11 protein-coding genes and 1 pseudogene are annotated in these 11,980 nt (G+C 66.9%); 8 read left to right on the top strand and 4 right to left on the bottom strand.

Translation table 11 applies throughout. The features are described 5' to 3' along the window. The first annotated feature begins 62 nt into the window (after window positions 1–62). Window positions 63–1,103 (top strand): phosphotransferase family protein, encoded by a 1,041-nt coding sequence (locus tag ACFWAY_RS40360; RefSeq protein ID WP_378455537.1) that lies wholly within the window; start codon window positions 63–65, stop codon window positions 1,101–1,103. A 10-nt stretch (window positions 1,104–1,113) separates the two neighbouring features. Here ACFWAY_RS40360 and ACFWAY_RS40355 read toward each other — a convergent pair whose 3' ends face one another. After that, a complete protein-coding gene (locus ACFWAY_RS40355; RefSeq protein ID WP_378514499.1) occupies window positions 1,114–2,106 on the bottom strand; it encodes an NADPH:quinone oxidoreductase family protein in 993 nt (330 codons plus the stop codon). 18 nt (window positions 2,107–2,124) lie between these two features. After that, complete coding sequence (locus tag ACFWAY_RS40350) at window positions 2,125–2,577, bottom strand: MaoC family dehydratase (protein ID WP_378455539.1); 453 nt, start codon at window positions 2,575–2,577, stop codon at window positions 2,125–2,127. 151 nt (window positions 2,578–2,728) lie between these two features. Between ACFWAY_RS40350 and ACFWAY_RS40345 the strand changes: the two genes are divergently transcribed. The 3 genes from ACFWAY_RS40345 to ACFWAY_RS40335 all read left to right on the top strand — a co-directional run bounded on the left by ACFWAY_RS40345 (window position 2,729) and on the right by ACFWAY_RS40335 (window position 6,405). Continuing rightward, complete coding sequence (locus ACFWAY_RS40345; RefSeq protein ID WP_378514498.1) at window positions 2,729–3,970, top strand: acyl-CoA dehydrogenase family protein; 1,242 nt, start codon at window positions 2,729–2,731, stop codon at window positions 3,968–3,970. A 129-nt stretch (window positions 3,971–4,099) separates the two neighbouring features. Then, window positions 4,100–5,392: an MFS transporter gene (locus tag ACFWAY_RS40340; protein ID WP_378455540.1), complete on the top strand. Its 1,293-nt coding sequence runs from the start codon at window positions 4,100–4,102 to the stop codon at window positions 5,390–5,392. Continuing rightward, a complete protein-coding gene (locus ACFWAY_RS40335) occupies window positions 5,389–6,405 on the top strand; it encodes a hypothetical protein (protein ID WP_378514497.1) in 1,017 nt (338 codons plus the stop codon). Before ACFWAY_RS40340 ends, ACFWAY_RS40335 begins: the two co-directional genes overlap by 4 nt. 49 nt (window positions 6,406–6,454) lie before the next feature. Here the strand turns inward: ACFWAY_RS40335 and ACFWAY_RS40330 are convergent, their stop codons facing one another. Continuing rightward, window positions 6,455–7,006 carry a TetR/AcrR family transcriptional regulator gene (locus ACFWAY_RS40330; protein ID WP_378514496.1) on the bottom strand — a complete coding sequence of 184 codons (552 nt, stop codon included), beginning with the start codon at window positions 7,004–7,006 and terminating at the stop codon, window positions 6,455–6,457. A gap of 45 nt (window positions 7,007–7,051) precedes the next feature. Here ACFWAY_RS40330 and ACFWAY_RS40325 point away from each other — a divergent pair, with 45 nt between their 5' ends. The 4 genes from ACFWAY_RS40325 (at window position 7,052) to ACFWAY_RS40310 (ending at window position 10,906) form a co-directional block, all read left to right on the top strand. Continuing rightward, window positions 7,052–7,567, top strand: a complete 516-nt coding sequence (locus ACFWAY_RS40325; protein WP_378514495.1) for a thioesterase family protein — start codon at window positions 7,052–7,054, stop codon at window positions 7,565–7,567. Window positions 7,568–7,961: 394 nt separating this feature from the next. Next, window positions 7,962–8,756, top strand: a complete 795-nt coding sequence (locus ACFWAY_RS40320) for an enoyl-CoA hydratase-related protein (protein WP_378455544.1) — start codon at window positions 7,962–7,964, stop codon at window positions 8,754–8,756. Between the two features lie 88 nt (window positions 8,757–8,844). Continuing rightward, the gene (locus ACFWAY_RS40315; RefSeq protein WP_378514494.1) at window positions 8,845–9,981 is read left to right on the top strand and encodes an acyl-CoA dehydrogenase family protein; all 1,137 of its coding nucleotides are present in this window, start codon (window positions 8,845–8,847) and stop codon (window positions 9,979–9,981) included. Window positions 9,982–10,009: 28 nt separating this feature from the next. Continuing rightward, complete coding sequence (locus ACFWAY_RS40310) at window positions 10,010–10,906, top strand: SDR family oxidoreductase (RefSeq protein WP_005250892.1); 897 nt, start codon at window positions 10,010–10,012, stop codon at window positions 10,904–10,906. An 852-nt stretch (window positions 10,907–11,758) separates the two neighbouring features. Here ACFWAY_RS40310 and ACFWAY_RS40305 read toward each other — a convergent pair. Continuing rightward, window positions 11,759–11,980: pseudogene (locus ACFWAY_RS40305) on the bottom strand (transposase); the annotation flags it as partial.

Genomic DNA, 11,980 nt, shown 5'->3' with positions numbered 1-11,980 from the left:
TTTCTTCAGCGACAGTCGTGCGTGTGTTTGCGGTACCGGCCGACCGACCCGATCGTGGAGACGTGACGGAATTCGACGTGAACACGCTGACCACACGAGCGACGGCGGCCGCGGGTCGCCGATGGCCGGGAGCCGTGGTGTCCGCGCCGTCGGCGCTGCCGGGTGGGGTGTCGAGCCTGACCTACCGGGCCACCCTGACACGGCCGGGCCGGCCCGACACAGACGTCGTCCTCAAGATGGCACCGCCCGGACTGGAACCGGTCCGCAACCGCGACGTGCTCCGGCAGGCGCAGATCATCCGCCTCCTCGGAACGACGCCCGGCGTCCGCGTCCCCACGATTCTCTTCGAGGAGGACGGGACTCCCGAACGCCCACCCCTCTTCGCGATGACTCTCGTCGACGGGCAGTCCTACGAACCGCTGCTCGACGTCGCCGACTCGCCGCCCGAACCCGACACCGTCGCCGCCCGCGCCCGCGCGGCCGCCGGGATGCTCGCGCGGATGCAGATTCTCGACCCCGTCACGCTGGGTGTCGGGAACGAACCGGTTGTCCCGGTCGCGGACGAACTCGCGCGCTGGCACCGTCTACTCGACACCGTCGACGACGGCATCGTGCCTCGCCACGCCGAACTGCATGCAGCGCTGGCGGACCGGATCCCGGCACCGGTCGCTCCCACTCTGCTGCACGGCGACTACCGACTCGCGAACATGCTGTTCGCGGGCGAAGACCTCGCCGCGATCATCGACTGGGAGATCTGGTCGGTCGGCGATCCCCGCACCGATCTGGCATGGTTGCTGATGCACACCGACCCGGCGCACCGGTTCCGGCGGTCCCGTCCGGCGGCCGATGTCGCGGCCGGCGCCGGGATGCCGTCCCCCGGCGAACTCCTGGCGGCCTACCGCGCCGAGCGTGACGTTCCGGTTGCCGACCTGGACTGGTTCCTGGCCTACTGCTACTACAAGACGGCGTCGACGATGTCGGTCTTCGTCAAGCGCAACCGAAGGCGGCCCGCCCCGGACCCCGCCCTGGTCGTCGCCGCGGAAAGCCTCGCCGACGTCGTCGAACGCGGACTGGCCGTGTTCGGCGCCCCGGCGGTTACCTGAGCCTGTGCCGTCAGGCCGGCGGCACCACCTCGACGACGACCTTGCCGAGCGCGGCCCGGTCGTCCAGCGCGCGCAGTGCGGCCGCCGCCTGTTCGAGCGGGAACGTCGCGCCGACATACGGACGTATCCGCCCCTCGGCGGCCAGTGATTCGACGGCGTCCCGGACCATCCGCAAAGTCCCGGGATACTCGGTTTCCATGTTGTCCATGGTGATTCCCGTGACGGTGAGGTTGCGGTGGAGCAGACGGTTGACCTTGACGGTGGGGATCGAGCCACCGGTGAATCCGACGACGACGAGCCTGCCGCCCTGGCGTAGTGCACGGAGGGAGTCGGTGAACCGGTCACCGCCCACCGGGTCGATCACCACGTGCACACCGCGCCCGTCGGTGAGACCGCGCACCTCGTCGAGCCACGGCCCGTCCGACCGCACCACCGCATGCGCTCCACACTGGCGCGCGACCTCTTCCTTCCGGTCGCTGGAGACCACGGCGATTGCCTGCACACCGAACGTCTCCGCGAGATCGAGGGCCGCGGTGCCCACCCCGCCCGCGGCGCCGTGGACGAGCACGTACTCGCCCGGCTGAACCTGCGCCCGGTGGAGTGCGTACCAGGCCGTCGAGTAGTTCATGTAGAGCGCCGCGCCTTCGACGAACGACATCGACGCCGGGATCTTCACCGTGTATTCGGGCAGTGCGAGCGCACGGTCGGCGAGGGCCCCGTGCCAGACGATTCCCCCGACGCGGTCGCCCGGCCGGAAGTCCGCGTCTGTCGGCGCCTCGACCACGACACCCGCGTACTCGCTGCCGCACACGTACGGGGTCGGCACACCGTTCTGGTACTTACCCCAGGTCTGCAGGGGGTCGATGAACGACAACCCGGCGGCGTGCACGTCGACGAGCAGTCGCTGCCCCTCCGCCCGGGGGTGGGCGCCGCGCGGTTCGGGTATCTCCACCAGCGTCGCGGCCTGCGGACCGGTGAGCTCTTCGACGACGACTGCACGCATGGGCGTCTCTCCTTCTGTTCAGTGGAAGTAGGCCACGACCGCGTCCGCGACGCAGGCTGCCTTGTCGTGACCGTCGATCTGGAAGGTCTGCCGGATCGTGAATCGGTATCCGCCCTCGATCGGTCGCGCGTCGAGCAGTCGCGCCGTCATGCGGATCCGGGAACCGACCCGGACAGGGTTCAGGAACCGCACCGTGTCGAACCCGTAGTTGAGCCCCAGCGAGTGCCCGGTCATCTCGAAGATCTCGTAGAGGAACTTCGGCCCGAGGGACAGCGTGAACAACCCGTGGGCGATCGTGCCGCCGAATCCTGCCTCGCGACCCCGCGCGGGGTCGAGGTGGATGCGCTCGAAGTCGTCGGTGTCCCGCGCGAATGCCGTGATGCGGTCCTGAGTCACGTCGTACCACTCCGTCGTGCCCAGATCGGCGCCGACCTTGGCGACCAGTTCGTCGATTCCGTTCAGCTTCAGCATGGCCGCATGCAACCACGGCGACCGCGACGTCCACAGGAAGAGCTGGTTCGGGCACTGGAGAAATCAACAGTGCCGCGCCTCGCGGCCCTCGCCGTGCGTCCAGGTGCTCCCTACCGTCCGACACATCGGATCCCGAATCGGAGGACGCCCCATGGACTGGACCATTCCCGACGACGTGCAGCAGTTCGTCACCGACCTCGACGCGTTCATCGATCGCGAGATCGCACCGCTCGAGGCCAAGCACCCGCAGTTCTTCGACCACCGACGCGAGTACGCGCGCACCGACTGGGAACGGGACGGGTTCCCGAAGCAGGAATGGCGCGAACTGCTGCTCGAGGCCCGGCGTCGCTCCGACGCCGCCGGGTTCTTCCGGTTCCCGTTGCCGCAGGCCCTCGGCGGGAACGACGGCAGCAACCTCGCGATGGCCGTCGTCCGCGAACACCTCCTCACCCGGGGCTCCGGTCTGCACTTCCCCCATTCCGACGAGGCATCGGTGGTCGCGAACCTGCCGCTCGCCCTCGTGCTGCACGAGTACGGCACCGACGAACAGCGGGAGCAGTACCTCGAGCCGCTGATCCGCGGCGACATCGAGATCGCGTTCGGCCTCACCGAGCCCGGACACGGCAGCGACGCGACGTACCTGGAGACGTCGGCCCGACGAGAGGGCGACGACTGGGTCATCAACGGGGCGAAGCGCTTCAACAGCCTCGTCGACTGCTCCGAGGTCGACCTCGTGTTCGCCCGCACGTCCGGGCAGGCTGGCAAGGCGGACGGGATCACCGCGTTCCTGGTGCCGACGAACGCGCCCGGCTTCACTGTTCCCTTCAACCACTGGACGTTCAACATGCCCAGCGACCACTCCGAGGTCCATCTCGACGACGTGCGGGTCCCAGGAAGTGCCGTGGTCGGGGAAGTCGGCCGCGGCCTCGACTGCGCGCAGCTATTCGTCCACGAGAACCGGATCCGGCAGGCTGCGTCGTCGCTCGGTGCAGCGCAGTTCTGCATCGACGAGAGCGTGAAGTACGCGCAGGAGCGCGTCGTCTTCGGGAAGCCATTGCACGAGCACCAGGGCATCCAGTGGCAACTGGTGGAACTCCAGACCGATGCGGAACTGATCCGCAACACGATCTACAAGACCGCGGCGATGATGGACGAGCTCGGGAAGACGGCCGTCACCGACAAGGTCGCGATGGTGAACCTGCGGAGCAACCAGCTCGCCTGCCGGGCGGCCGACCGCGCCATCCAGATCCACGGCGGCGTCGGATACTCCCGCCACAAGCAGTTCGAGCACATCTACCGCCACCACCGCCGCTACCGCATCACCGAGGGCACGGACGAGCTGCAGCTGCGCCGCATCGCGAGCAGGATGTTCGACTTCTCGTCCCATCGCTAGTCACCCTTTTGGACTGTCCTTTACTTTGGCCTGTCCATATGGTGTTATCTGTGACGGAGACCACTGCCGGTGGGTTTCCTGCGCGGCATCGCCGCCCCCGACTACCGATATCAATCGACAGGAGCTTCCATGAGCGCAGTCGGCACGACTGAGTTGCAGGCGCCTACGCGGCATCTGAACCGCTGGTGGTATGTGGTGACAGGCTTTCTGACTCTGTTGTTCGGCACGACCGCGGTCAATGTCCTGTTCAACATCCTGGGCAAGCCGATGACCGAGGAGTTCGGCTGGGAACGAAGCGTCATCAGCAACGGCCTGTCCATCGAGACGGTGCTGGTGGGTATCAGCATCGTCATCCTGGGCTTCCTCATCGACCGGTACGGTCCCAAGATCCCCTCGGTTCCGATGTCGCTGGCGTTCGGAATCGGCCTGATGCTGATGTCCGCCCTGCCGAACAACCAACTCGCCTTCTACCTGCTCTGCGTGGTGATCGGAGCCGGAGCGGGCGCCGTGAACCCGGTCGCGCACTCGACCGTGGTGAGCGCGTGGTTCCAGGACCGTCGCGGCATGGCGTTGGGCATCCTCATGGCGGGCCTCGGCTCGTGCGGGGTGCTCATGCCCTATCTGGCGAACTGGATGCTCGGCATCGGCGGATGGCGCATGGCGTTCCTGGTCATCGGCGCCCTGTGCACGGTCATTCCGGCCGCGGTCTACGCCTTCGTCACCCGGATGCCCGCCGAACACGAAGCCGAGCGCAAGGCCGCGCGTCTGGAAGGCCGGATGGCCGGGGAATCGCTGCTCACCGTGGCGAGGAAGTACCGGCAGTTCTGGCTGCTGTCCGTCGCCATCTTCCTGGTGTCCTCGGCGACGTTCGGCCTGATGTCCCAGGTCGTGCCCATGACCACGGACAAGGGCATCAGCCAGGGCACCGCCGTCTCCATCCTGTCCGTTCTGAGCCTGGCGTCGATCGGCGCACGACTGCTGGTCGGCTACCTGCTGGACCGGTTCTACGCCCCCGCCATCGGCTCGATCATCTTCGCCCTGTGCGGGGTCGGGGTCTTCTTCATGATCACGTCGTCGCAGACCGGTCTGCTGTTCGTCGGCGCGGCCCTGATCGGTCTCGGCCTGGGATCCGAGGGTGATCTCGCCGCCTACATGGTGAGCCGATACTTCCCCAAGCACTCCTACGGCCGGGTGCTGGGATTCATCTACTTCCTCTACGCGCAGGGGTCGGCGTTCGGCATCTTCCTGCTCGGACAGGTCTACAGCGCCACCGGTTCCTACAGTGCCGGCGCGCTGCCGATCATCGTGTTGGTCGGAATCGCCATCGCCTGCCTGCTGATGATGGGTTCCTACCGCTTCACCCTGGACCATCGCGAGATCGGCGCCGACAACGTCACCGTCGAACAAAAGGAGCACGTATGACCGACGGATTTCACGACGCCTTGGTGACTCGCGCCACCGAGGAGATGCCGGAGAAGTTCTTCGACCGGTTCATGTTCAATCTTCATCCGGACGGACGTACCGCGCCGTCCGTGATCCTCGGTGCCGGGGTCTATCCACCCCGGAACGTCGTGGACGGTTTCGTCGTCCTCACCACGGAGTCCGAGCAACGCAACCTCCGTTACTCCACCGAACACTCCGAGACCGACGGCGCCTCCGTCGGACCACTGAGATGGGAGACGGTCGACGACAATTCCACCTGGCGAATCCAGCTGGGCGAGAACAAGACCGGCCTCGAACTGGACCTGCTCTGGCACGCCCGGGCGCCCTACTGGCTCGGGTCGGTGGATGTGGAGAACACCGACGGAAACGTCACCTCATTCGACCATCTGTTCCAGCCCGGCCGGTACGAGGGCACGCTCACACTCGACGGAACCACCACCGACGTCGGTGGCTGGTACGGACTGCGCGACCGCTCCCGCGGGGTGCGCACGATGTCCGGCGGCCAGGGTCTGCACGTCTGGTACCAGGCACAGTTCCCGGACCGCACGTTCGGCTTCCTGCTCGTCGAGGATCGTGAAGGCGGACGAATCCTGTTGGAGGGCGCCGTCATGCATGACGACGGCCGACTCGACGACATCACCGACGTTCGGCACGACCTGGTGTTCACCGCGGGCAACGACCTCGCCAGTGGCACGGTGGAGGTCGTGACTGCGGGCGGTGCGACCTACCGCATCGGCGCGGACGCCTCCGCCGGCGGCGGCTACATGGCCGGCGGCGGCTACGGCGGGCACCACGGCAAGGTCCGTGGCCGCGATCACGAAGAGTTCGACGTCTACCCGCTCGACGGGACCGTGGGTCCGAAGACTCTCGACTCGGCCCTCACCGACCGTTGCTGCGCGTTCGAGTGGAACGGGCAGACCGGGTACGGGATCTTCGAATTCGCGCTGTCGCGGTCGTCCTCCTACACGTACCGCCCCAGCCTCGCACGATAAGTCGACACCGTCACTGCCCCTGCACCTATCGGTCGGTGCAGGGGCAGTGCTAGTGACGGAAGGCGTCCAGGCCCTCGCTCGCCATTCGCACCATGTGGTCGGCGAGCCCGGCCGTGCGGGTCACCTTGGTGGGCCAGTATGCGATCGAGAAGATCATGCCCAGGCAGGATTGGGTGGCCACGGACACCTCCGCCGGTGAGGCGGCGGGGATGGACCGCGCGACCGCAGCCTCCCAGCCCTGGACGTACTGCTTGCGCCGGCGATTGATCGCCTTCCGCCACGGATCGACCAGCGACCGGTCCTCCCGCTGGCTGACGTTGACGAGGTGGCGGTGCCGGGCCGCGAAGAGGGCATGGTGGCGGATCATCCGCTGGAGATCTTGGTCCGCGTCGTCGAGCACCGGGTCGGTGGCGCCGATCAGCTCGTCCATGGCCTCGTCGAACAGCGTGGCCAGAATCTCGTCCTTGCCGGAGAAGTGGCGGTAGATGGCAGGACCACTCAGGCCGGCCCGCGACCCTAATTCGTCGACACTCGTACCGTGAAAGCCCTTCTCGTAGAACAGCTCTGCGGCGGTGTCGAGAATTTTCCGGTTGCGGTCCACCGAGCCATTCTAGCACCTGTTGTTAACGATCGTTATGATGGACCGATGACGTCGCCAGCCGGAATCCCCTCATACCTCCAGGTGGTCGCCCTGCCCCGCGAGTGCGGGCCGGTGCTCGTCCCGTCCGCCTACGAGGACGAGAACGGCCACATGAACATCCGCCACTATTTCGACCTCGAGGCGCAGGCGATCGCCGTCGTCTTCGATCGGATGGGCATCACCGACGACTACCGCGCCACGCGCGGCCAGGGCTTCTTCACCGCCGAGCATCACATCCGGTACTACGCGGAGGTGCACGTCGGCGACCGCGTGTCGGTGCACGCGCGGATCGTCGAACGCTCCGACAAGGTCGTCCACGCCATGGCGTTCCTCGTCGACGACACCACCGAGCGCCTCGCCAGCACACTCGAGGTCACCGCGACCCACGTCGACCTCACCAGCCGCCGGGTCGCGCCCTTCGCGGACGACGTCGCCGACACTGTCGACCGGGAACTCGCCCGCACCGACGTCGACTGGCCCGCCCCCGTCTGCGGTGCGATGGGGATCCGAACCCGGGCCTGAGCGGCGTTCCTTCCACAGCGCCGGGGACAGACGCGCACCTTTTCGGTTCCCGCGCGCGATTTAGGGCCCGACAACGGGTGCGTCCACCGAATAGCTGCGCAACTGTGGCAACCCTCGACGCGATTCCGTTGGCAAAGATGCGAATTCATTGCGTGAGCACCGCCTGAAGGCGCGAGACCGACGACCGCTCGGCGTGCCGAGCCGGGCGACCCGCTTCCGGGCCACATCCTCCTTCTGCAGAGAAGTGCGAACTCATCACCGCAGGTGAAAGCCTTTTTCGCGACGCCCCTTGAAAACGCTCGTTATCAGCGCTACCTTCGTCATAAGGTAAGACCAAAAGAACTTCGCGGACGGGCTCCCGTTCCGCGTGCAACAGGAAAGGACCAGAAGGTCGATGAGTGACTTCACGGATGTGACGTACGAGGTCGAGGACGGACTCGCCTGGATCACGATCAACCGGCCCGACCGGTACAACGCGTTCCGCGCGCGGACCGTCGACGAGTTGGTGAAGTCGTTCAAGAAGGCGTGGGGCAGCGCAGAGGTCGGGGCGATCGCGCTGACCGGCGCCGGCGAGAAGGCGTTCTGCTCGGGTGGCGACCAGAAGCAGCGGATGGAGACGGGCGACTACGGCCCGTCCGACAGCGGACTGTTCGAGGTCGAGGCACTGCACCGGGTGATCCGGGACGTGCCGAAGCCCGTGATCGCCGCGGTCAACGGTGTCGCGGTCGGTGGCGGGCACGTGCTGCACCTGCTGTGCGACCTGTCGATCGCCGCCGAGCACGCCATCTTCGGGCAGAACGGCCCGCGCGTCGGGTCGTTCGACGCCGGCCTCGGCACCGGGTACCTGGCGCGGGCGATCGGCGAGAAGCGTGCACGGGAGATCTGGTTCCTCTGCCGGCGTTACAGCGCCGAGCAGGCCCTCGACTGGGGCCTGGTGAACAAGGTGGTGCCCGGCGACCAGTTGCGGGCTGAGGTCCGGGCCTGGGCGGACGAGATCCTGCAGCTGTCGCCGACGTCGCTGAAGGTGCTCAAGCAGTCCCTGAACGCTGACACCGAGCACTTCATCGCGCAGGGCAACATGGCGTACTCCACGCTCAAGCTGTTCGGGGAGTCCGCCGAGGCGATCGAGGGCATCAGCGCGTTCAACGAAAAGCGCAAGCCCGACTTCTCGAAGTTCCGCGGCGCCTGACAGTTGACTTCCGGGCGGCGGGGCTGACTCCCGCCCCGCCGTCCGGCAACTCACGCACCAGGACCCGTCACAGAGAGCAGTCGCCCACATGCGTTTTACCCGAGAACAACGAGAGTTCGCGGCGGCCGTCCGCGAGTTCTGCGACGCCGAATGCAAGACCCTGCAGCAGCGCGACCTGCTGACCGACGGCGGCGCCCTGGCCAACAGCCCCGTCATTCTCGACAAGTTCGCCGGCCTCGGCTGGCTCGCCGTGTCGCTGCCGGAGGAGTACGGCGGTGGCGGCGCCGGAATGGTCGAGGAGTGCATCTTCCTCGAGGAATCCGCACGCGGCCTCGCCCCCATCACCGCCTACTCCACCGGTCTCACGGCAGCCCAGACTTACCTGCGCTACGGCACCGAAGACCAGAAGCGCACCATCGTCGGCAACATGGCGTCCGGCAAGCTCGAGGCGATCGCCCTCAGCGAGCCCGGTGCGGGTTCCGACCTCGGTGGTGTCCGGATCAAAGCGGAACTGGTCGACGACCACTACGTCATCAACGGGCAGAAGACCTGGATCTCCGCCGCCCACATCGCCGAGCACATCCTCCTCCTGGCCCGGACCGACACGACCGGCAACAAACACCAGGGCCTGACCCTGTTCATGGTGCCGGCCGATACGCCCGGGCTCGAAATTCACGAGATCAAGACCATGGAGGCCCGGACCTGCAACGACCTCTACTTCACCGACGTCGCGGTCCCGGCGAGCGCTGTCGTCGGCACTCCGAACCAGGCGTGGCGTCACCTCATGCGGGGGCTCAGCGTCGAGCGCCTCATCATCGCCACGATGGCACTCGGCGGAGCCCAGCGCTCACTCGACGACGTGATCGCCTTCGTCACCGAGCGCGAGCAGTTCGGTCACAAGATCAGCAGTTTCCAGGCCATCCGTCACCGCATCGCGGATCTCGCCACGGAGATCGCGTTCGCGAAGTCGTTCGTGTACGAGGTGGCCGAGCGGATCGATGCCGGCGAGGAAGACAACCTCAACCGCGAGGGGTCGATGGCTAAGCTGAAATGTACCGAAATCGCGAAGAAGACCGCACTCGAGGCGATGCAGATGATGGGCGGCTACGGCTACACCCGCGAATACGGCATGGAGGAACAGGTTCGCCGCTCCTTGGCTCCGCCGATCTATGGCGGTACCAACGAGATTCAGCGCGAGATCATCAGCAAGAGCCTGGGCCTGTAGCCCTCGTTCCCGACCATAGGACCATCGCATGACCACTTCTCCCTTCGCGTCCGACGCCCTCGCGGGCAAGCGCGTGCTCATCACCGGCGGCGGCACCGGCCTCGGCCGCGGCGTAGCCCGGCATCTCGTCGACCACGGCGCCGAAGTCCACCTGTGGGGCCGGCGTCCCGCGGTCCTCGAAGAGGCCGCGGCGGAAGCGTCGGTCTCCCGGCCGGGCTCGGTCCACTGGCAGACCGTCGACGTGCGCAACGCCGACCTGGTGTCGTCGGCGATGGACGAGATCTGGACGCTACACGGCCCGCTCACGGGCGTGATCAACAACGCCGCAGCGAACTTCATCGCCCCCACCGAATCGCTCAGCCCGCGCGCCTTCGAGGCCGTCACCTCCACCGTGATGAACGGGTCCTTCAACACCACCCACGCCGCGGGCCGCCGCTGGATCGAAGGCGGCACCAAGGGCGTCGTCCTGTCGACGCTCACCACCTGGGTCTGGAGCGGCTCCGCGTTCGTCGTCCCGTCCGCGATGGCGAAGGCCGCCGTGCACTCGATGACAATGTCTCTCGCCGTCGAGTGGGCGCGCTACGGCATCCGCCTCAACGCGCTCGCGCCGGGACCGATCCCGACCGACTATGCGTGGGAGATGCTCAACCCGACCGAAAAGAGTGCAGTCGGGGCGACCCAGGCCGACCAGGTGCCGATGGGCCGGATGGGCACGATGGAAGAGCTCGCCAACCTCACCATCTTCCTGCTGTCGGATGCCTGCGACTACCTCACCGGCCAGACCATCGCCATGGACGGCGGCCAGATGCTCGCCGGCCCCGGCACTTTCGCCGGTCTGACATCGATGAGCAACGAGGACTGGGCCACCGCCCGGGAGAAGAGCAAGGCCGCCAGCGAAGCCGCGAAGGCGCAGCGCGGAGTCTGACGCCCACCTACGAGGCCTGCCTGCCGGTGACGACTCAGTCCCGGCCGGCAGGCCTTCGCCATGTGCCACTATCCAGCGTCGCCGTCATGCAGGTCGTCGGACGCAATCGATCGGAAAGACATGCACCAGATCACTGCCCGATAGCTTCGTCTTGTCCTTCACGTTCGCCATACACCCGGGCACAGCGACGCGACACCCTCTCGTCGTTCGTCACCGGCTGCAGCGGCAGTCCCGGTCGGCGGCCCCGAGAAGCCGGTTCGGGACTGGATCCGCGTCGGCAGGAATCCCTCCTCGCCGCCGGAAACCGCGACGGAGACATACCGATGCTAGGAGCATGGTGACACCGCCACGAGTTTCCGAATGTTCTGAGCGCGTCGGACAACGACCGTATTCGGGCGTCCAATCGAGCGTTTTGCGGCGGTGCAAGTTTTAGGAGTCGACCGTACGCTGCATGCGTCGTTCGGCAAGGCGCAGTCGACTGATGGACGCACATTTCGCACAATCCCGTTCGAGGCGCTGCTCGATCGACCATGGCAGGATTCATGATCGGCCACCGACCCGCGGCCGACGCGCTCGCGACTCTCAGCCGGGTTCACTCAGTCGCCGACACTTCATCGAGGAAGTCAAGGCCGTCGAGCCCGATCTCACGTTCGTCGGTGACAACTCAACCGTCGACCGACCCGTTGCCGGCACGACGCCGACCAGCGCGCCCCTGAGCGAACTGGCACCGAATCGGGCGCGCCGGCGCAGCGGTGTTGCGGTGGTGCAGCCTAGTCCGAAGTTACTGCTATGAGAACGAGCGAACCCCCGGTTGAGCTGGGGGTTCGTTGTTTTCGGTTGTGGTTGTTCTGGCTACCTGACCGTGTGGGGGATGGTGGTGTCGAGGAGTTCGAAGGCCCGTCGTTGGGTGGGCGTGGGGACGGCCAGGGTCGTCACGATCGGTCCGTCGTCGCCGTATTGGAGGTCGTTGCGGGTCAGGGTGGCCAGGTGGGCCAGCAGGGCTTGGTAGGAGCGGCCCGGCAGGTCACCGTCGGTGGTGGTCTTGCGGGCCGCCTTGGCCCGGGCGGCGGCCGA

Source organism: Rhodococcus sp. NPDC059968, from assembly GCF_042738615.1.
In the GTDB taxonomy this organism is placed as follows: Bacteria; Actinomycetota; Actinomycetes; order Mycobacteriales; family Mycobacteriaceae; genus Rhodococcus_F.
The sequence above is the reverse complement of the archived record's forward strand: the minus strand, read 5'-3'. Positions and strand labels throughout refer to the sequence as shown.

Bases quoted from the DNA above. Each gene is read 5' to 3' on its own strand.
- ACFWAY_RS40355 (WP_378514499.1), bottom strand. From the start codon at position 2,106: ATGCGTGCAGTCGTCGTCGAAGAGCTCACCGGTCCGCAGGCCGCGACG.
- ACFWAY_RS40350 (WP_378455539.1), bottom strand. From the start codon at position 2,577: ATGCTGAAGCTGAACGGAATCGACGAACTGGTCGCCAAGGTCGGCGCC.
- ACFWAY_RS40345 (WP_378514498.1), top strand. From the start codon at position 2,729: ATGGACTGGACCATTCCCGACGACGTGCAGCAGTTCGTCACCGACCTC.
- ACFWAY_RS40340 (WP_378455540.1), top strand. From the start codon at position 4,100: ATGAGCGCAGTCGGCACGACTGAGTTGCAGGCGCCTACGCGGCATCTG.
- ACFWAY_RS40335 (WP_378514497.1), top strand. From the start codon at position 5,389: ATGACCGACGGATTTCACGACGCCTTGGTGACTCGCGCCACCGAGGAG.
- ACFWAY_RS40325 (WP_378514495.1), top strand. From the start codon at position 7,052: ATGACGTCGCCAGCCGGAATCCCCTCATACCTCCAGGTGGTCGCCCTG.
- ACFWAY_RS40320 (WP_378455544.1), top strand. From the start codon at position 7,962: ATGAGTGACTTCACGGATGTGACGTACGAGGTCGAGGACGGACTCGCC.
- ACFWAY_RS40315 (WP_378514494.1), top strand. From the start codon at position 8,845: ATGCGTTTTACCCGAGAACAACGAGAGTTCGCGGCGGCCGTCCGCGAG.
- ACFWAY_RS40310 (WP_005250892.1), top strand. From the start codon at position 10,010: ATGACCACTTCTCCCTTCGCGTCCGACGCCCTCGCGGGCAAGCGCGTG.